We start from the raw sequence: 21,284 nt of genomic DNA, 5'->3' as shown, positions 1-21,284 counted from the left end.
TTTGTTGTGGTCTCTTTTTTTTCGAACCTAAACAGGAGGAACTATTCATGGCTAACCAACCATTCTCAAGCAAAAACCGTGCAGATGTCTATAATCGATTAACACGTGAAGAACTCGATCTACTCGTCGTAGGTGGCGGTATCACAGGTGCGGGGATTGCCCTCGATGCAGCGTCACGCGGTATGAAGATTGGCCTCGTCGAAATGCAGGATTTCGCGTCCGGTACGTCTAGTCGTTCAACGAAATTAGTCCATGGTGGTCTACGTTATTTAAAACAATTCGAAGTTCAAATGGTCGCGGAAGTCGGTAAAGAACGTGCGATCGTTTACGAAAACGGACCACACGTCACGACACCAGAGTGGATGTTGCTTCCGATGCACAAAGGCGGTACGTTCGGACCGTTCAGTACGTCAATCGGTCTTCGTGTTTATGACTTCTTAGCAGGTGTTAAACGTTCGGAATGGCGTACGATGTTATCTGCGAAAGAAACATTAGCGAAAGAACCACTCGTCAAACAACAAGGTCTCAAAGGTGGCGGTTATTACGTTGAGTACCGTACAGATGACGCCCGTCTAACAATCGAAGTTATGAAAGAAGCGGTTGAACACGGTGCACGCGTCGTCAACTATACAAAAGCGGAAGAAATCATCTACGATGCTGGAAAAGTCGTCGGCATGCGTGTGACAGACCTCTTGACAGGTGACGTACATGAAATCCGTGCGAAAAAAGTCGTCAACGCGACAGGTCCATGGGTTGATGAATTACGTGAAAAAGATGGCTCTAAAGTCGGGAAACAACTTCGTTTGACAAAAGGTGTCCACGTCGTCATCGATCAATCGAAATTCCCACTTAAACAAGCGGTCTATTTCGATACACCAGACGGTCGGATGATCTTCGCGATTCCACGTGATGGAAAAGCATACGTTGGTACGACAGATACGTTCTTCGATAAAGATACTGCACATCCGAAGTTCACAGTCGAAGACCAAGACTACGTCTTAGACGCGATTCACTATATGTTCCCAGAGGTTAAAGTGACAGCAGAAGACGTTGAATCAAGCTGGGCTGGTGTACGTCCATTGATTTATGAAGAAGGAAAAGACCCTTCTGAAATCTCTCGTAAAGATGAAGTATGGCAGTCTGAGTCAGGTCTCATCACGATTGCGGGTGGGAAATTGACTGGATACCGTAAAATGGGTGAGCACGTCGTTGATCTCGTCGCTAAACTTTTGAAAAAAGAAGAGAACGTCGCGTATGCACGTTGTTCGACGAAAAACATGCCAATGTCTGGTGGACACGTCGGCGGAGCAAAAGGATTTGCTGAATTCTTAAAAGCTCAAACAGCAACGAACGGTCTAACGACAGAAGAAGTTCAATTCCTAGCAAAACGCTACGGTTCGAACTTACCGAAAGTACTGGAATATGCAGCAGCATTCGATGCAGCAACGACAGCTCTTCCACGTTCTGTCTATGCACAACTCCACTACAGCATCGAACATGAAATGGTCGCTCGTCCAATCGACTTCTTCATCCGCCGTACAGGTGCTGTCTTCTTCGATATCGCTTGGGCTCGTGCGCACAAAGATGCCGTCATCGAAGAAATGAAATCTGTCTTGAACTGGACAGCAGAACAAACAGATGCTTATACGAAAGAACTCGATATCGAAATCGAAGATGCAGCACATGCACTCGTGACAGAATAAGCTCTCTAACTCATCAAGGAATCAAGATCAATATGATCTTGATTCCTTTTTTGCATATTCGTATTGGCGCGGGCGGAAAGATTGCAACTCTGTCTAGAGGCGACTATGCTTAATGTATGAAATTACACAAAAGGAGAGAACACAGATGAAAGTAGAAGTATGGTCGGATTACGCATGTCCGTTTTGTTATATTGGGAAGCGTCGCTTAGAACAAGCGATTGCGAACGAAAAGTTAGATGTCGAGGTCGAATTCAAGAGCTTTGAACTCGATCCAGATGCACCAGCAGTACCGACACAAGGCTTATACGAAATTCTTGCGTCAAAATATGGAACGACTCTCGAGCAAGCACGGAATATGTCGCAAGGTGTCGTTGATACGGCACGTCAGGAAGGTTTGCACTACGAGATGGATCGTGTCATCCCAGCCAATACATTCGAGGCTCATCGCTTGACTCAATTCGCTAAAAAACATGGTAAGATGAATGCAGTATCAGAAGCCTTGTTCACAGCGTATTTCATTAATGGAGAAGATTTGAATGACCCAGCCATTTTGACACGGATCGCAGTAGATGCTGGACTTACTGAAGCAGACGTCACAGCGTTTCTTGCGTCAGAAGAGCTGGCGACAGATGTTCGAGAAGAAGAAGCGATGGCACAACAACTCGGAGTTCGTGGTGTACCGTTCTTCGTCTTCGACCGGAAATATGCGATTTCAGGCGCACAACCAGTAGAAGCATTCGAACAAGTCTTCGCGAAGATCCGCCAAGAACAAACACTTGAAGTCATCGCTGAAGGTGATGCGTGTGGTGTTGACGGCTGTAACTGATCACATTATGATTCCATCACAAAGGAGCACGAAACCCTTATGAAATTCATCTTCCATCCTGAGATTCGCGATGCGCGAATCAATCTCGCTGTCGAAGAATTCATCTTGAACAACCTGAACGTCAATGAAGAAGACTATTTCTTGTTTTATATCAACGGTTCATCGATCATCGTCGGAAAAAACCAGAACACGAACGAAGAAGTCAATTTGAAGTATGTCGAGGAAAACGGGATCCACGTCGTCCGTCGTCTTTCAGGTGGTGGCGCGGTGTATCATGACGAAGGAAACTTGAACTTCAGTTTCTTGACAAAAGATGACGGTGATTCGTTCAACAACTATAAAAAGTTCACGGAGCCAGTCGTACAAGCGCTGCATAAACTCGGTGTCGAAGCGGAGCTATCCGGACGAAACGATATTCATGTCGGAAGTCGGAAAATCAGTGGGAATGCCCAGTTCACGACGAAAGGACGGATGTTTAGTCACGGTACATTGATGCTCGATTCGAACATCGAAGAAGTCGTCAATGCGCTTGTCGTCAGTGAAGAAAAGATGCGCTCTAAAGGCATTAAATCGGTCCGAAGTCGTGTCGCGAATATCTCGGAATTCCTGTCAGAACCGTTGACGATGGAACAATTCGTCGATCATCTCCTTGCTTCGATCTATGAAGGAAAAGAGATTGAACGGTATATCTTAACCGAAGAGGACTGGGATAAAGTACGTGCCATCTCAGCAGAACGTTATGGCAACTGGGAGTGGAATTTCGGAAAATCGCCGAAATTTGATGTCATTCATAAAAAACGCTTCCCGATCGGTACGATTGATTTCCGGCTGAACGTCAAAAAAGGCATCATTGAAGAAGCGAAGATTTACGGTGACTTCTTTGGTGTCGAGGATGCAGAAGAAATTGCGCGGGCGCTCGAAGGTTCACGCTATGATCGCGCGTCTCTTCGCGAAGTGCTCGGTCGGTACGAATTGAAAAAATACTTCGGCGCTGTCGAACTAGATGAAGTGCTAGACGTTTTAGCGTAAGTCTTTATGGGAAAACTCCTTCTATCAACTGCATAGGGGGAGTTTTTTTCATGGGCTATAATAAAGATAATTTTTTAGAAGGTTCGTTGACGGACTTTATTGATTTTGAACGGATTTCAGAAGGATTACCAAAAACGGAGGATGAACAGCCGTTACCATATTATGAGCGTGATGATTATAAGGCAGCAGGAAAATTAGAAGGAAAAGTCGCGATTGTCACAGGCGGCAACTCTGGAATCGGGCGTGCTGTCTCAATTGCTTATGTCCGTGAAGGAGCAAAAGTCGTCATCGCCTTCTACGGTGATCAAGAAGGAGCGGAAGAAACAAAAGCACGACTTGAGGAATTAGGCGGCGAAGTCCTACTTTCTAAAGGGGATATCGGAGATGCAGATTACTGTGAAACACTCGTCCAAAAAACAATCGATCGTTTCGGTCGCTTAGATATCATCGTCAACAATGCGAGTATGCAAAAACCAGAAGATAGTCTGAAGGACATCACAGACGAGTCGATGGAAAAGACGTTCAAGACGAATATCTTCGGAATGATGCGTCTTGCCCGTGCCGCGCTCCCGCACCTTTCACTCGGTTCTGCCATCATCAATACGACATCGTCGACGGCATACGAAGGAAACGCGCTTTTGATTGACTATTCTGCGACGAAGGGTGCAATCGTCAGCTTCACACGAAGTCTTTCGATGAACTTAGCGAAGGAAGGCATTCGTGTCAATGCTGTCGCACCGGGTCCGATCTGGACGCCGCTCATCACGGAAACGTTCCCGCATGAATCAGTCAAGACATTCGGGAAAAATACACCGATGGATCGCCCAGGGCAGCCGGCTGAGATGGCATCAGCATATGTTTTCCTCGCGTGTAACGATTCAAGTTATATGACAGGACAAGTCCTTCACTTAAACGGTGGCGTCATCGTCAACGGTTAAAAAGAAACTCTGTGAAAACGTTTCCAAAAAGTGTTACACTATCCATACGGTCGCTTTTGACTACGTATGGATTTTTTTTACGTAAAAAATGAATAGTCATTCATTCGAAAGGGGAATTTTGCTCATGCTTGGATTGATTCAATCCGTCGAAGAAACTGCTCGAACACATCCGGATTCAACGGCGTATGTGTTTGAGGACACGCAAGTCAGCTATCGTGAGTTTGTCGAGAAGTTTCACCGGGCAGCCGGTGCGCTTGAAGCGAACGGGATCCGAAAAGGCGATCATGTCGCGCTGATTTTAGGGAATAGCCCAGCATTCCTAGTGGCATATTACGCCATCATGAAACAAGGGGCAATCGCGATTCCGATCAACCCTACATACACACCGGATGAAATCGGGTATATCCTGATGAACGGTGATGTGAAGGGGATTTTAGGGATTGCACCGCTCGTCGAAGCTGCAAAAGATCGTCTCGTGCATTTACCGAATCTTAAGATTGTCGTCTCTGTTCCTTACGCGGATCAAGAAGGACCAAACGAAACACATCAACAAGTGACGTTCATCACGCTCGATCGCTGGCTCGAAATCGAACATCCCTTGACCGAAGTGACGAATGAACTGGACGACATCGCTGTCATTCTCTATACGAGTGGAACGACAGGAAAACCAAAAGGTGCGATGTTATCCCACCGTAATCTGACGTCGAATGCGCGCTCGATTGGGGATTATCTACATGTATCCAGTAACGACCGGACACTTGCCGTATTACCGATGTTCCATGTCTTTTGTTTGACGGTCGTCGTCAATGCGTCACTCGCACATGGAGCGTCAATCATCATTGCTTCACGTTTTTCACCACAAGAGACGTTTGAGTTAGCGAAAAAAGAACAGGTGACGATTTTTGCGGGTGTACCGACGATGTATAATTTCTTACTGCAAACCGTGAAGGCTCATCCGGAATATGCGACCTATTTTGAATCAACACGTTTGTTCGTCTCAGGGGGAGCGAGTCTTCCAGTGCCGCTTCTTGAAGCATTTGATCGAACATTCCAATGTCATATCCTCGAAGGATATGGTTTATCGGAAGCATCACCCGTCACTTGTTTCAATCCGGTCAATGGTGTTCAAAAACCAGGCTCGATTGGAACATCGATCGTCGATGTCGAAAACAAAGTCGTCGATGAACTCGGACAAGAATTACCAGATGGTCAAGTCGGAGAATTGATCGTTCGGGGACCAAACGTCATGACCGGTTATTACAAGATGCCGGAAGAGTCGCAAGCGACGTTACGCGATGGCTGGTTATATACGGGTGATTTGGCTCGTCGAGATGAAGACGGGTATTTCTATATCGTCGATCGCAAAAAAGATATGATCATCGTCGGTGGGTACAACGTCTACCCGCGTGAAGTCGAAGAAGTCCTCTATCAGCATCCGAACGTCATCGAAGCCGCCGTCATCGGTATACCGGATGAGGAGATGGGCGAAGCCGTCAAAGCATTCGTTGTTGCTCGTGAGACGATGACGGAAGAGGAAACGCAGGCATTCTGTGCTACATCACTCGCGAAATATAAATGTCCGACACAGATTGAGTTCATCGATCAATTACCTCGTAATACGACCGGAAAGATTTTACGGACCGTGTTGAAGAAACAACCGACGAATTCATGACTGTCTCAAGAACTTCAGGTTTCTGAAGTTCTTTTTCTGTGCATAGACAAGAAGGAGGGGATACGAATGAATATCGCATTGATTGCACATGATGAGAAAAAGGATGAGATGATGGGCTTTACACGGGCTTACGCCGCATTCTTTAAGAAAAATACATTATACGCGACAGGAACGACCGGGCAACGGATCATGGAAGCAACCGATCTGCACGTCCATCGCTGTAAGTCAGGTCCACTCGGCGGGGATCAGGAAATCGGAGCGCTGGTAGCACAAGGAAAAATCGATATCGTGATTTTTTTACGCGATCCACTGACGGCCCAACCGCATGAGCCGGACGTCTCGGCACTCATTCGATTATGTGACGTATACGATTTGCCGCTTGCGACGAATGTCGGAACTGCTGAAATTTTAATTAATGGACTCGAACAAGGACAATTTGATTGGAAGGAAATCATTCGAAAACGCCATGAACTGGAACAACAAAAGTTTTTAGATGATTAATTTCATGAGAACGCTTCTCATTTTCGTTTGAGCATGATATAGTCAGTTTGAGGATGATACTGATTATCAATTGCGATGGAAAAGGTGGCGAAGAAAATGGAGATTCTATTAATGACGGGTGTAACGGTATTGCTAGGAGGCGGCGTTGGATTTTTGACGCACGTCGTAAAAATGGAACGTCGTCAACAGGCAACACCTGTGACTTCAAAGAACGAGCAAGTAGCGTATCCAGCGCTCCGTCTCGTCAAATAATAGAAAATTTATGACTTCGCCTTTCTTTTCTTTTGAAAAGAAAGGTTTTTTTGAATTATTATCCACTCTCCCATAATTTTGCGGAATTCCTTTGATACACTGAAACAAAGCACATTAGTCGAGGAGTGAGAGCCATGCATACAATCTATTTAGTTGATGATGAAGTGAACTTGAACCGTGTACTCGTGAAATATTTGGAGCAAGAAGGATGGCAAGTGAAATCATTTACGTCTGGTGAGGCAGCGGCCTCTGCCATCGTTGAAAAGCCTGACTTATGGATTTTAGACATCATGCTACCGGATATGGATGGTTTTCAATTGATTAAACGGATCAAGGCACATGATGAGACGACACCTGTCATCTTCATCTCGGCTCGGGATGAGGACATCGATAAAATCATTGGTCTTGAGATGGGATCAGACGATTACATCGCAAAACCATTCCTTCCGCGAGAACTCGTCATCCGCGTCAAAAAGATTTTGGCACGAACGTATGCGACACCAAAGAGTGGTGTCATCCAATACGGCGATTATATGATTTATCCAGAGAAACGAATCATCGAAGAGAATGGTCAAGAAATCGATTTGACGTCGAAAGAGTACGATTTGTTGATTTTATTCGCTACACAAATTGGGACGCCGATGTCACGCGAGCAGATTCTTGTCAGCGTCTGGGGTGACGATTATTTCGGTTCAGACCGAGTCGTCGATGATCTCGTTCGTCGCGTCCGTAAAAAATTATCGAAGCTTGAGCTCGAAACGATTTACGGCATCGGTTATCGCTTGGTGTCTGCATGAAAAACCGCAGTCTCGGATTCCAGATTTGGGCGATGTTTCTGCTCGTCATCGTCACGCTTTCTGCGGTCATTCTCCTGGTCATCCGTTCATCGATTGGAAATTTCATCGATGAACAGGTCTATGCGACACTTGAGAATAGTGAAGTCTTCTTCTCGAAAGATGCTTCTGTCATCGAGATGTTACAGGATAATCCGATCGAATTCGACCGCCGAAAACAGGAGTCACGTTCTGTTAACATCTTACTCCTTTCTAAAAACGGCAAACTCTACTACGGTGGAGCGCCACAACAACTGATCAATCAGATGTACCGTGATGCAATTGATCAAAAGACCGTTACAGCAAAGTATACAACTCGTCTTGATAAAGAAGACGTCTATTACAGTATTCGAAAAATCGAGGTTAGCGGCGAAACCTATTATCGTGTCTCTTATGTTTGGGATGCGTATCGGCAAGAACTGATTACACAGTTGTTCTCGAAAATCGGATTCGTCGTCATCATTGGGAGTATCTTTACGTTATTCATTGCCTTTTGGTTAGCGCGACGTTTGACACATCCACTCGTTGAGATCGAGGGAGCGGTTGGGAAAATTGCGGCTCAAAAGTGGGATACACCACTTCCGCTTGACCGTGGGGATGAGATTGGACGACTCGCACGATCGGTCGATGCGATGCGAATGGATCTTGAAAAACAAGATAAGGCACAAAAATCATTACTTCAAAACATCTCCCATGATTTGAAGACGCCGATCATGGTCATCCGAAGTTATGCCCAGTCTATCTCAGACGGGATTTATCCTGATGGTGATTTGACCGGATCCGTATCCGTCATTGATGAAGAAGCGGAACGATTAGAGAAAAAAGTCGCGGCTTTACTCTACGTCACGAAGCTCGACTATTTCGAGCTCGATCGTTCGACGTGGGACAATGTTGACATCGACCGGATGGTGCATCTGTTGAAAAATCGCTTTTCCGGGACGAAGTCACTCGAGTGGCATGTCAGTGGGGAAGCAGGAATCGTTCTTGGTGAAGGAGAGCAGTTGCGTGTTGCGCTCGAAAATGTCATGGACAATGCGATTCGTTATGCCGAAACACGAATCGATATCCGATTGTCCGGAACATCGGATCATGTTCATATTGAAATCGAAAATGATGGACCACCGCTTGACGCCTCCTCACCACTGTTCCATCAATTCTCACGTGGTAAGGAAGGGAAGTTCGGTTTAGGTCTTTATATTGTCAAACGGATTGTCGAGCGTCATGACGGGACGGTCGCAATCGAGAATCGCTCTGCGGGAAATGGAGTCGGAAAAGTTTGTGTGATTTTTAATTTTCCAAGGCACTTCATCGAACAAATGGAGAATCAAAATGAAAGTAAGACAGAGAAATATTAAAAACGGGATCTTTGGATCTCGTTTTTTTCATTAGGAAATAACTAGCAGGACTAAACAACATAACTGATTATTTGATATAACCAATGTAGTCCAGGAAGGGAGCGAAGAATATGTCATACCCAGTTACGGAAGAAACGTTAGCCTTGATCCCGCAATATGGTCAGTACGGAGAGCCGCAGACACTCGTTATTAAGGAACATTCTGAGAGCATTTTAGATGGTCATCCGATTAAATTAATTGAAGAATCCTGTTTGTATTTTGGTTCGTCGATGCGTGGAAGAATTGAAGCAGCGCGGCATATTCTTGGTCCGAACCGAAAGACACCTGTTTTAGTGGATTGGCAAGCACAGACGATTTTCTTTCCAACGACCGCAAAAGAAAAGGCAGAATGTATTTGGATTAATTTTAAACAGATGAAGACTGTTCAGAAAAAATCGGGAAAAGTACAAGTCGAATTTCAGACCGGGCAATGTATCGATACGGATGCCTCGGCATACAGCATCGAGCGACAACGGATTAAAACGCTGGAACTGGCGTATGAAATGCAACGTCGTTTTCAATTGCCGGAGTTTAAGAATCGGTGAAAAGTGGAAACACATAACAGGAATCTTACTTACGTAAGGAGAAACAGTAGAGAGAGAAATCATAGGGAGGTGAAGCGGTAACTTTTACCGCGACACGATGAATGAATCATACGAATGGTTAAATCGCCGAAAACTACAGCCTGGATTTGGTGCGACTGGAGGCAGACGCTTTATCAGTTCCCGCATCGTACGTCCGGAAAATACACCGGGTAAACGAATCAAAGGAATTAAACGGGCACGACAATTGGTCGTCGATGATGCTGGAAATCGCCGTTGGGTCACGAAACGTATCGTTGTGACGGATGCTGCGAAACACGTCACGATGAACCGTCGGACATCTATCGCCTTGAAGGAGACGAATGAGTCGCGCCTAGAGCAAGTCAAACAAAAACTAGCATCTAACAAAAAGGTCTTATTACCGATCTTAGCGGCAACAGGGATCGCTGTCGCAGGTGGGGTCCTTGCTTACGTCCTTCGTCGGAAGAAAAAACAATCTGATCAATAAAAATAAGCCGTTCTCCAATCGGAGGACGGCTTATTTCATGCATTACAAGAATCGTTTTCGTAAAGAAGTCGAGAGTGCTTTTTCTGCGATTTCTTCTAGTTCCGTCAAGTTTGTCGGATCAAAGCTATCATTGTAGAAACGACCTACGAAGTCGACACGGTCGTAATCGAGTTCCTTGAAAATCAAGTGTTTATGGTCGTCATAAAAAACGACACGATAGTAATCAGATCCGCGTTCAAGGGTTACGAGACCTTTGATGTGATCCAATTTTTTTTGTTCTTCGGTTTGCTCTTCCTCGAGCGTGTCATCCTCGTTCGTCGATGCTTCGGCTTGCTCGATCGCATTCTTTACGAGTTCAGGTCGTTGTTCTTGTTCTTCCGTCATGTTTTATCGCCTCCATTTATTATTTTACATGGAAATGGACAGATGAGAAAGAAAAATCCCTCAGTCCATCTGGTGTGCTTCACAAACGCGTAGTACATTCATCGCGCCAATTCGTAATCGATCGAGTAGTTGAAGTCGTGCTTCTTCATTTGGAATTGTATCAAGAGCAGCTACTTCCATCAGTTCCAACCAACGGATGGCATGTTCTTTTTGAATCGGTAATAACCGGTGAATCATCGCTAAACTCGCCGGCGGTTGATCCGGGTCGCGCGGTCCCCCTGTCAATTGGGTCAAGAAGACGAGTTGTGCCTGTTCGACACGTTGTCGATCGTCAGGGAACAACGGTCGCAACAGTGAATCATGGTAGACTTGATGATAGAACGAGCGAACCAAGGATGTGAGTACATGCTCGCCTCCGATGGTTTCGTAAAGTGACAAGGAGCATCACCTGCCTTACATAGGATGTGTCCTGATTATAGCAAATTTATACGTAGAAGACATGCGCCAAAAACAGTACATTTGTTCTTGTTTGTGAGATACTAAGAGTAAAGAAAAACGAAGAGGAGGTTTTCTTGATGAACCATATGCATATTGGTCGTGCCGGTAGTGGGAAAACGACACAATTGATCGAGCGCGTCGTACAAGAACTCGAGCAACGACCATTAGGGGAGAAGATGTATTTCATCGTTCCAGATCAGATGTCATTTGAAATGGAGCGGCGGATTGCGACAGATGAACGGATAGCAGGTCTTGTTCGTCTTGAGGTCATGAGTCTACGGCGCTTTGCGTTTCATATTTTACGCGATTACGGGAATCAAGCGATTCCATTTCTTGATGAGACGGGGACACAGCTATTACTGCGACAGGTCGTTGAGGAATCAGAAGACGAACTGAAGATTTTTAAACGAACTAAAAACATGCCAGGATTTTTCCAAGGACTTGATGAGCTCATTGCGTCGTTTAAACGTTCGTTGATTGAGCCAGACATGTTGCGTCAAGTGAGTGATCGCTCTCTCGAACGGTCACCGAAATTATACGACCTTGCGTTGATTTATGAGCGCTTTACGGAACGAATTGTCGATAAAGCACTCCATGCAGACGATTACTATACGACGTTACTCGAATTACTTCCCAAAGCGCGACTGGATCAAGCGACGATCATCGTCGACGGATTTTATGAATTTTCGCTCCAGGAACAACAAGTTTTACTCGCCTTGATGCAACAAGTGGCTGAAATGCATATTAGTTTTACAATGGACGCAACGGATCCTTATGCGAAACAAACTTCTTTTGGTGTGTCTCAGCGGTGCTACATGCAATTGATCGGTCAGATGCAGGAACTGTCGATTCCATATGAAGAAATTTTGTATGATCAACCAATCAAGTTTCAATCAGAAGGACTACGACATTTGGAGCAGGCCTTGTTGAAGCCGGGATATCCTCCTGTCGATCATGACATTGAGGGCTTTCAGATGACAGCTGCAGTTAACCGTCAAGTTGAAGCGGAATCAGCCGTGCGGAAAGCGATTCAACTCGTTCGACAAAAAGGGTATCGGTTTCATGAGATGGCATTCGTCGTGCGACATCTTGAGCCGTATGCGGATCACTTGGAACGAGCCTTCCACATGTATGATGTTCCATATTTCTTGGATCAACGTGAGTCGATGGTTCACCATCCGCTCGTTGACTTGATTCAATCTGCTTTAGACATCGTAACGTCGGGTTATCGGGAAGAAACGGTCTTTCGTTTACTGAAGACGGAGCTCTTGCCGATTCCAGCAGAAGATGCGCGTCTAGCGCTCGATCGTTTCGAGACGTTCGTGCTCGAACGCGGCATCAAAGGATCGATGTGGCAACAACCGTGGCAATTAAAGCGACGCCTAGCAGAGGAAGTTCGCTTAACGGAAGAAGAGCTTGCGCAAGAAGAAGAACTGAACCATTTACGAACCTTCGTCGTCGACTTGATTGAACCGTTGCACCGTCGATTGAAGCAGGCAAAGACGATGAGCGCGTATACGAAAGGTCTTTATCAATTCCTTGAAGAACAGAAAATTGCAGAACGTTTAATGGAATGGCGTAAGCAGGCACTAGAGCAGGATCAGTTACTTGTTGCTCGAGAGCATGATCAAGTGTACGAAGCGATACTTCATCTATTCGAACAGCTAGAAGCTGCTGCGCCTGAGCATACGTTATCGACGGATTTGTTCGTCCAAATGGTCGAGACAGGACTTGAGAGCCTTCGTTTTGCACTTGTTCCGCCATCGCTCGATCAAGTCATCGCGACGGACTATGTCCGTGGACGATTACAACGAGTAAAAGTCGTCTTTTTACTAGGAGCGAATGATGGTCTGATTCCGTTCGTTCAAGATCAATCAAAGTTACTGTCTGAAAATGATCATGACTTTTTACATGAGCATGGTATTCCGGTTGGAAAAGCGTCTCTTGATGTGTTTGATGATGAGCTGTTTTACCTGTATCAAGGGATGATGGCTCCAAGTGAAGCATTGTATGTTAGTTACGCACTTGTCGATGAAGAAGGAAAGGCGCTTCAGCCGGCAGCGATCACAAAACAATTAAAGCGACAACTGTTGCTCGATCGTCCGATCAAAACACACTTTGCGGAAGCTGGAGAACACGCACCACAAGAACAACTTGATTTCGTGACGAGTCCAGATCGCGCGGCAGCAGCGACAGCGATTGAACTCCGGCGTCTTCAACGACGTTATCCGATTCAACCGATTTGGTTCGAAGTGTATAACACACTTCTCGAAAACGGACAGGGACGTGAACGGATGGGATTATTCTCGAGTGCCTTGTTCTATCAAAATAAAGCGGAAGCCTTGCCGGAAGGGTTGGCGCATCGTCTATATGGTGATTCACTGCAAGCGAGCGTTTCGCGTTTTGAGACCTATAACGCCTGCTCGTATAAGCATTTTGCTCGATACGGACTTCGTTTACGCGAGCGGAAGCTGTATAAATTTGAAGCACCGGACATCGGGAATCTGTTCCATGGCGCATTAAATGATTTGTCGCTCAGTATTAAAGCTTCTGGACGACACTGGCGAGAGCTCGACGGCGAAACGTGCGGGACACTGGCGAAAGAAGCTGTCGAAAAGGTGACACCGGAAATTCAGAATGCGATTTTGATGAGTTCGAGTCGGTTCGGGTATATCAAGAAAAAATTGACGGATGTCGTGGAGCAAACAGCTAAAATGCTTGTTGAACAAGCAAAACGAACAGACTTTGAACCCGACTTATTTGAAATCAGTTTTGGGAACGCGACGTTCCCACCATTACGCTTTACGTTACCAGACGGAACAGAAATTGAATTCACGGGTCGCATCGACCGGATTGATCAGGCGACGATTGGTGATCAGCTATACGTTCGAATCATTGATTACAAATCGAGTGCTCGAGGACTGGATTTTGCGGAAATCTATTATGGGCTTGCCATTCAGATGCTTCTTTATCTGAAGACGGTCGTGGAACAGTCGGAGTTGCTCTATCAACAGCAGGCGAAACCAGCTGGTGCGTTATATTTCCACGTCAAAAACCCGATGCTACGAGGCGATTTATCGGCTGACGAAGAAGAGCGCAATCAACTGTTACTCGAGTCCTATCAAATGCAAGGCGTCATCCTAGAGAATGACGAGGTACTACGAGCGATGGATCATATTGCGTACGATGAACGAAAAAAATCACCGCTCGTCAAAGTGACATTCACAAAAAACGGACTGCATAAGACGCAGACGAAAGGTGTCGTAAAAGAGGAAGATTTATCAGCGCTGATGGATCATGCATGGGAGGCATTAAAAGACAGCAGTCAAGACATCTATGATGGGGATATCGCCATCAATCCGTTTGATTATCAAGAGCGGACACCGTGTAGTTTTTGTGAGTATCGTTCAGTCTGTCAGTTCGATGAATCGCTTGGGAATCAGTATCGCCCATTAAAACCGATGTCTGAAAAAGAGGTACTGGAACGGTTGAAGGAGGAAGAAGAATGAGCGTGCGTTGGACGGAAGAACAACAACAAGCCATTTCAGCTAGAGGTGGACATATCCTAGTCTCAGCGGCTGCTGGATCAGGGAAGACAGCCGTCCTCGTTGAACGGCTGACGCAACGATTGATTGATCCCGAAGATGAGTTGTCGGCAGATCGGATTCTCGTTGCTACCTTTACGAATGCGGCAGCACGTGAGATGAAGACGCGGGTCATCGAGGTCATGGACCAGCGCATCAAAGAAGCACCGGATGATTTATATTTGAAAAAACAGCGTCAATTGATGAACCGGGCACAAATTACGACGATTCATTCGTTCTGTTTGTCGATTCTCCGCGAGAACTATTACCGGATTGGTCTGGATCCTGCGTTTCGAATTGCCGATGAATCCGAATTACTGTTGTTACAAGACGATGTCTTAGAAGCAGTCTTTGAGTCCTTTTATGCCTCCGAGGACCCAGGATTCTATGATTTGATTGATAGTTATACGTCAGATCGGGATGATCAAGCCATGTTGACGCTGATTTCGAATCTCTATCGATTTTCCCGTTCCTTACCGGATCCGGAAGCCTTTTATGCACATTTAATCAGTCAGTACGATCAGCCGATTGACCCGGATGATTCTCCACTTATGCAACGACTAGTCGAATTAGAGTGGGAAAGTCTCTCGAATTTATTGGGACGTTACCGAGAACTTGCTTTTGAGCTGGAGCAGTCTGGTTATGCGGAAATGGGAAACATGATGCGACAGGATATCTCTCCCTTTACCTTGCTCGAAACGTCAGAACGACACTGGTCGATGGTTGCGCTTGCTTTTCAAGCAGTAGAGTTCGGTCGCTGGAAGAGTCCACGCGGGGATGAAGGAATCAAACCGTTTCAAGCAGAGCGGACGCGACTCGTAGCGGAGTTCAAGAAAATGAAAGAGCTGTTCGTCCAAAAGACTGGTGTTGATTACTTGGAGGACTTGCGGTCGCAGCTTCGACACGTGGAGACGATCGTGACACTCGTACGTCAATTTGCAAGCGATTATCTCGAAGCGAAACAACAACGTGGTATCGTCGATTTTTCGGATCTTGAACATTTTGCATTAGAGATTTTGACGGACGAAGGACAACCGTCAGACGTGGCAAAACTTCTGAAGGAACGCTTCGTTGAAGTACTGGTCGACGAATATCAAGATACGAACGAGGTTCAGGAACGCATCATCCAATTGGTCTCGAAAACGGATGAGGCGACAGGAAATCTATTCATGGTCGGTGACGTCAAACAATCCATCTATAAATTTCGTCATGCAGAGCCAGGATTGTTCCTTGAGAAATTCAAACGATTCCAACAGACCGACGTTGGAACACGGATCGATTTAACAAAAAACTTCCGCAGTCGTCTTGAGGTGCTGGATGGAACGAATCAAATCTTCCGCCAAGTGATGGATGAGACGGTCGGGGAGATTGATTACGATGAAGCCGCGCACCTTCGACTCGGGAATCTGAGTTATCTCGAATCGGAGCAAGTGGCACCTGAATTACTTTTGATTGATCCACTTGATAGTGAAAAGGAAGAGGTTGAAGCACGAGCGATTGCAACGCGAATTTTAGAACTCGTTGATTCGAAGCATCCACATCTAATCTATGATGCGAAAGCCAACCGATTCCGGACCTGTGAATACCGCGACATCGTCGTCTTAGCACGGTCGCGTGGTAAGCGTGTCCAAGCGCTTGTCGAAGTGCTCGAACAGTATGAGATTCCGGTCTATGCGGATACGACAGGTGGATACTTCCAAGCGACGGAAATTCAAATCATGATGGCATTGCTCAAGACGATCGATAATCCGCTTCAAGACATCCCATTCGCGAGTTTGTTACGATCGCCGATTTTTGGGGTGGCGGATCGAGATTTAGGACGGATTCGAGCAAAACAAAAAGAAGGAAGCTTTTATGAGGCAGCGCTCGCAATGGCGGCAGAGGAATCATCACTCGGAATTCGAATGGATGAAATCATCCGTCAGATTCAATCATGGCGAACTGAAGCGCGTGGGAGTGCCCTACCTGCCTTCATTCGATCGCTCTTTGATCAGACCGGCTATTTTGAATACGTCGGCTGTCTCGCCGGAGGCAAAAGTCGTCAAGCCAACTTAAACGCTTTATATGAGCGAGCGAAGCAATATGAGACGTCCGGTTATCGTGGTCTCTATCGTTTCCTTCGTCTAATCAATCGATTAATTGAACGAGGAGAAGACTTCGCAGAAGCCCGTTCGCTTGGAGAAGACGAGGACGTCGTTCGCATCATGACGATCCACCAATCAAAAGGACTCGAGTTCCCCGTGACGATCGTCAGCCAATTGACGAAGCAATTCAACAGACAGGATCAAATGCAGGCGATTCAGTTGCATAAGACGTATGGTATTGCCCTGGATGCGATTGATCCGATTCGTCGTTTGCGATCTGGGACACTCTTAAAAGAAGTCATCCGCCGGGAAATGGATCGAGAGATGAAGGCAGAAGAGATGCGCGTCTTGTATGTTGCGATGACTCGAGCGAAGGAAAAGTTGATTCTCGTCGGGACAGTCAAGGATTTAGAAAATCAAATGGCGACCTGGCAGATGACGCCACCAGATGAAGTCTTACTTCCTGAAAATGACCGGCGCCAAGCGAAGAGTTATGCGGAATGGGTCGTTCCGGCAGTCTTACGCAGCAGTTTACTACGTCCGGATGAGACGGATTGGTCGATTCGCGTGATGTCGTTAGAGGAGTTAGCACCGTATCAAGAAATCTCAACACTCGTGGAGCAACTCGAACATGTTCAGAAGCTTGAAAAAATCGATGTGCCGGTTAATTCGCAAGTCAAAGAAATCGTCGAAGCGGCATTTTCGTATCAGTATCCGCATGCGCTTGCGACAGAGACGGCAGCAAAACAGACCGTCACGGAACTGAAGCGGGCGGAACAGCTAGAACGTGCAGCATTCGAAACGACATATCGCCAGACGACGTATTACCGTACGCCACAATTCCTCGGACCTGTTTTAAGTGGAGCGGAACGAGGGACGGTCTTACACTTAGCGATGCAATTGTATGAACCGGACGAATCAATTTCGCAACAAATCAATCAGTGGGAAGCAACGGAACGCATTACGCCGATTGAAGCGACGACGATGCGGGAAGCAACAGCACAGTTACAAGGGTTCCTCGACTCTGAAATCGGACAATTGTTTAGCGAACGATTACGGACGAACCACGTCTATCGGGAATTGCCGTTCACATATAAGATCGGGGCATCGCGTTTCCGGAAAGACTGGATAGGTCCAGTGGATGACGCAGTCATGCAAGGAATCGTCGACTGTTTGATTCAGGATGGGGAGTCATATATCTTGCTCGATTATAAATCGGATCAAATCGTCACGACAGAAGTCGGACAGACACCTGCTGATGTGTTACGGGATCGATACGCAACTCAGTTGAATCTGTATCAAGAAGCGTTAGAAGCGATTCTTCATATTCGAATTTCACGCAAGGTCATCTATGCGTTTGCTTTAGAAGAAACGATTGATTTAATTTAAATTACTGAGACCTTCCTCATCCTCCTACTTTAGGTAGAGATGAGGGAGGTTTTAGTATGGGTCGAAAGAGGGATGAAGAAGAAGGAGGTAAAATCAGTTTCTGAAGTGATTTCCGTTTCTTATTGTGAAGGAACTGTGTAAAATAAAGAAGATATGTCACTTTGATGATGGATAATTTTGGGAGGTTTTAATAGATGGCGCGTATTTTATTAGCAGAAGACGAAGATGTCTTACGCATGTTAGTACTCGATACACTAGAAGATGAAGGATATACGATTGACGAAGCGACGGACGGTGACGAAGCGTATCAAAAAATCATGAACGCTGAGTATGATCTCGTTTTACTCGATTACATGATGCCTGGAATGACAGGGATTGAAGTCATCGAAAAAGTCCGACAACATCCAGATAAGCAACACTTAAAAATCATGATGTTGACGGCTAAAAGTCAACAATCAGACCGCGAACGAGCAGAAGAAATCGGAGCGAATTACTTTTTCTCGAAGCCCTTTAGTCCGTTAGAACTGATTGATGTCGTGGGAGGAATACTGAGTGATCACCAAGTGGATTAATCGAAAAATCGGACGTCAACTCATGGCCTCCTTTTATGTCGTATTAGCTACATTGATGATTTCATCATTGATCGTCTACAACTACACCGATACGAAACTGCAGGCGACTCGGGCGAAATTAGAAGATATCCGTGACCGGAGTGCACGTGCGGGTGCTTTATGGGAAGAGTGGCAGGATGTCCAGTTCAACATGCGCGGTTATGCCTTGATGGGGAATGGTGATCTATACAATCAAGTCATGGCTCAACAAGATAAGATTGATCAACAAACAGAATGGTTCGAAAAAAATGCGATTTATGATCAAGGAAAGGCATTCGCCCAGTCCTCGAGAGAATTGTATGGTTATTATTTCGATGCGATTTTGCCGCTTATTCAATCGTATGTCGAAGCGAAAGAATCTGGAGATGTCACGGAATCCTTCTTAAAAGGAACAACACTTGCTGAACTGCCACTTGGTCAGCGATTATTAGCTGAAGGTAAGATTCAATTAGATGCTCAAGGAAACATTGATGTACTCTCGGAAATCAATAAGAGCGAGCTAGCACTCGGCGGTTATCGTGAATTTTTAGAGGATTGGGCACAACGGACGAGTGACCAACTGGAACGGGAAATCCGGACGACACAGCTGATTTGGTTAGCGAATATCGTCGTCTTACTTGCCGTCTTGATTTTCTTTATTTATCCGTTTATCCGCCGCATCACGATGGAATTATTATCTCTCGTCAAGAACAGTCAACGGCTTGCGAACGGTGAAGATGTTTCGAGCGTCAAAGTACCGAATCGTAAAGATGAAATCGGAATTCTGGCGTTATCCTTCAATCAGATGGCAAGTTCGATTTCCGAGAACAAGCAGCATTTATTAGCGAAAAATGAAGAATTACAAGCGCAACAGGAAGAATTGCAAGCACAGCAGGAAGAATTACAAGCACAGCAAGAAGAACTCGAAGAAGCATTAGAGCTGACGATGCGGAATGAGCAACATCTGCAGTATCGGAATGATTTGACAGAAACGCTCGCGGCGCGTGAGTCGTTGACTGCTTATCCGGAAATCATCGAGAAGCTCGTCACGATCACGGATTCTGAGATTGGTGCATTAGTATTTGTTGATGAAGAAGATAGTTATTCTGTCGTTACGTATGGAATGACGGATGAATTGGCAGAACAGCTGCTTCAAAACGATGCGTCTCTCTTAAAACGAGCTGAGTCACTAAAGTCACCTGTTCATTCTTCTAAACAAGTCGCAAGCAATCATCCATTGCCATATCCGTACTATATGTACGAAACAGCTGTACCGATTCTCGACCCCACTGCAGATGACATCATTGCGTACATCTACCTTGTCCGTTACCGCGATCAGTTTACGAACGAACAGATGCGTGATGTCATGTCCTTCTCCCGCCAATTATCGCTATCGCTTTTACGGATGCGGCTGTTTGACGAGATGACGAAAGAGAAAACGAAGACGGAGCGGATTCTCGATTCGATTCGAGAGGCCGTCATCTATCTTGAACCGGGTAAAGAAGAGGTCTTCGTCAATCGACCATTATACGATTTATTCCCGGAGTTGCGTTACGATGTCCAGACTGAACAGGAGACATTGCAAACGTGCTTAGAAGTCATTCGATCCGTCGTCGACGAACCAGAAGTCTTTAGCCGTTATGTTGATGCAGTTCTGCGTGGAGAATTACCGACTGATAGTTTACAGTTCTCGATTCGAAACGAAACGGTATTCATTCAATTTTATGTCGAGGTGATCCACATCCATCACGTACATAAAGGAACGATGCTCGTCATGCGTGATGTGACGAAAGAGACTGAAATGGATCGTTTGAAATCAGAACTCGTTTCAACTGTCTCTCATGAACTTCGGACGCCACTCTCTTCGATTTACGGATTTACAGAACTCATGCTCAACCGAGACATCGAAGAGTCGCGCCAAGATCGATATTTGCGGACGATCCATTCCGAAACGGAACGTCTTGCGAATCTCGTCAATGATTTCTTAGATGTCCAGCGCATGGAGTCGGGCACACAATCGTATAAAAAAGCATCCGTGAACATCTATACGATTGCTGAAGAAACGACACAATTTTATGCGGCTTCGACACAGGCTCATCGGATTACGTTCCGTCACGAGGGAAATCAGTTGCCTGTCATTGAAGCAGACGAAGAAAAAATCAGACAGTTGCTCAATAATTTATTGAATAATGCGGTGAAATATTCACCATCTGGTGGTGCGATCGATGTCGTACTCACGACATCACTTGATCAAGTCATTCTTCAAGTTCGAGATGAGGGAATCGGGATTCCAGAACAATCGCTGAGTCGTCTATTCGAAAAGTTCTATCGCGTCGATAACTCGGATAGTCGAAAAATTGGTGGGACTGGTCTAGGACTAGCTATCTGTAAGGAAATCGTCACGGGTCATGGTGGAGAAATTCATGTCGAGTCAGTCGTGAAGGAAGGTAGTCTTTTTACCGTCAAATTCCCACTTGTCCAGTCTACACATGTGACAATCTCCTGAAAAAACCATATATCAACAAAATAACACTAGGTGTTCGTCCTGAAATCAGAT

At 45.7% G+C, this 21,284-nt stretch carries 17 protein-coding genes; 15 read left to right on the top strand and 2 right to left on the bottom strand.

The features are described 5' to 3' along the window. The first annotated feature begins 47 nt into the window (after nucleotides 1–47). From EXG77_RS12435 to EXG77_RS12390, 11 genes are all read left to right on the top strand, one after another. Nucleotides 48–1,703: a glycerol-3-phosphate dehydrogenase/oxidase gene (locus tag EXG77_RS12435; protein ID WP_023467373.1), complete on the top strand. Its 1,656-nt coding sequence runs from the start codon at nucleotides 48–50 to the stop codon at nucleotides 1,701–1,703. Nucleotides 1,704–1,848: 145 nt separating this feature from the next. Continuing rightward, complete coding sequence (locus EXG77_RS12430; RefSeq protein ID WP_023467374.1) at nucleotides 1,849–2,529, top strand: DsbA family oxidoreductase; 681 nt, start codon at nucleotides 1,849–1,851, stop codon at nucleotides 2,527–2,529. Nucleotides 2,530–2,568: 39 nt separating this feature from the next. Next, nucleotides 2,569–3,558: a lipoate--protein ligase gene (locus tag EXG77_RS12425; protein ID WP_035398464.1), complete on the top strand. Its 990-nt coding sequence runs from the start codon at nucleotides 2,569–2,571 to the stop codon at nucleotides 3,556–3,558. Nucleotides 3,559–3,608: 50 nt separating this feature from the next. Continuing rightward, nucleotides 3,609–4,496: an SDR family oxidoreductase gene (locus EXG77_RS12420; RefSeq protein WP_023467377.1), complete on the top strand. Its 888-nt coding sequence runs from the start codon at nucleotides 3,609–3,611 to the stop codon at nucleotides 4,494–4,496. A gap of 124 nt (nucleotides 4,497–4,620) precedes the next feature. Further along, on the top strand, nucleotides 4,621–6,168 hold the full coding sequence (locus EXG77_RS12415) for a fatty acid--CoA ligase family protein (protein ID WP_023467378.1): 1,548 nt from the start codon (nucleotides 4,621–4,623) through the stop codon (nucleotides 6,166–6,168). Nucleotides 6,169–6,234: 66 nt separating this feature from the next. Next, entirely contained in the window at nucleotides 6,235–6,669 is a 435-nt protein-coding gene (mgsA, locus tag EXG77_RS12410) for a methylglyoxal synthase (protein ID WP_023467379.1), read from the top strand. Between the two features lie 96 nt (nucleotides 6,670–6,765). Next, complete coding sequence (locus EXG77_RS16470; RefSeq protein ID WP_023467380.1) at nucleotides 6,766–6,921, top strand: hypothetical protein; 156 nt, start codon at nucleotides 6,766–6,768, stop codon at nucleotides 6,919–6,921. A gap of 134 nt (nucleotides 6,922–7,055) precedes the next feature. Beyond that, nucleotides 7,056–7,718 (top strand): response regulator transcription factor, encoded by a 663-nt coding sequence (locus EXG77_RS12405; protein WP_023467381.1) that lies wholly within the window; start codon nucleotides 7,056–7,058, stop codon nucleotides 7,716–7,718. Then, a complete protein-coding gene (locus EXG77_RS12400; protein ID WP_023467382.1) occupies nucleotides 7,715–9,109 on the top strand; it encodes a HAMP domain-containing sensor histidine kinase in 1,395 nt (464 codons plus the stop codon). The genes EXG77_RS12405 and EXG77_RS12400 overlap by 4 nt, the downstream gene beginning before the upstream one ends. 110 nt (nucleotides 9,110–9,219) lie before the next feature. Beyond that, on the top strand, nucleotides 9,220–9,693 hold the full coding sequence (locus tag EXG77_RS12395) for a competence protein ComK (protein ID WP_035398461.1): 474 nt from the start codon (nucleotides 9,220–9,222) through the stop codon (nucleotides 9,691–9,693). Between the two features lie 97 nt (nucleotides 9,694–9,790). Next, entirely contained in the window at nucleotides 9,791–10,198 is a 408-nt protein-coding gene (locus EXG77_RS12390; protein WP_023467385.1) for a hypothetical protein, read from the top strand. 42 nt (nucleotides 10,199–10,240) lie between these two features. On the opposite strand, the gene EXG77_RS12385 is transcribed toward EXG77_RS12390, so the two are convergent. Next, entirely contained in the window at nucleotides 10,241–10,582 is a 342-nt protein-coding gene (locus EXG77_RS12385; protein ID WP_023467386.1) for a hypothetical protein, read from the bottom strand. A gap of 60 nt (nucleotides 10,583–10,642) precedes the next feature. Continuing rightward, nucleotides 10,643–11,020 (bottom strand): truncated hemoglobin, encoded by a 378-nt coding sequence (locus tag EXG77_RS12380; protein WP_035398458.1) that lies wholly within the window; start codon nucleotides 11,018–11,020, stop codon nucleotides 10,643–10,645. A 137-nt stretch (nucleotides 11,021–11,157) separates the two neighbouring features. On the opposite strand from EXG77_RS12380, the gene addB reads away from it, so the two are divergent. From addB to EXG77_RS12360, 4 genes are all read left to right on the top strand, one after another. Then, nucleotides 11,158–14,589, top strand: coding sequence for a helicase-exonuclease AddAB subunit AddB (gene addB, locus EXG77_RS12375; RefSeq protein ID WP_035398456.1), 3,432 nt, complete (start codon nucleotides 11,158–11,160; stop codon nucleotides 14,587–14,589). Further along, on the top strand, nucleotides 14,586–18,137 hold the full coding sequence (gene addA / locus EXG77_RS12370) for a helicase-exonuclease AddAB subunit AddA (RefSeq protein WP_035398453.1): 3,552 nt from the start codon (nucleotides 14,586–14,588) through the stop codon (nucleotides 18,135–18,137). Before addB ends, addA begins: the two co-directional genes overlap by 4 nt. Nucleotides 18,138–18,331: 194 nt before the next feature. Next, complete coding sequence (locus tag EXG77_RS12365) at nucleotides 18,332–18,709, top strand: response regulator (protein ID WP_023467390.1); 378 nt, start codon at nucleotides 18,332–18,334, stop codon at nucleotides 18,707–18,709. After that, complete coding sequence (locus tag EXG77_RS12360; RefSeq protein WP_035398451.1) at nucleotides 18,690–21,233, top strand: HAMP domain-containing sensor histidine kinase; 2,544 nt, start codon at nucleotides 18,690–18,692, stop codon at nucleotides 21,231–21,233. The genes EXG77_RS12365 and EXG77_RS12360 overlap by 20 nt, the downstream gene beginning before the upstream one ends. Nucleotides 21,234–21,284: the final 51 nt, after the last annotated feature.

The sequence above is a fragment of the Exiguobacterium sp. OS-77 genome (genome assembly GCF_000414195.2).
Lineage (GTDB): Bacteria > Bacillota > Bacilli > Exiguobacteriales > Exiguobacteriaceae > Exiguobacterium_A > Exiguobacterium_A indicum.
Note: the sequence above shows the minus strand (reverse complement) of the source record. Positions and strands in the feature narration are given on the sequence as shown.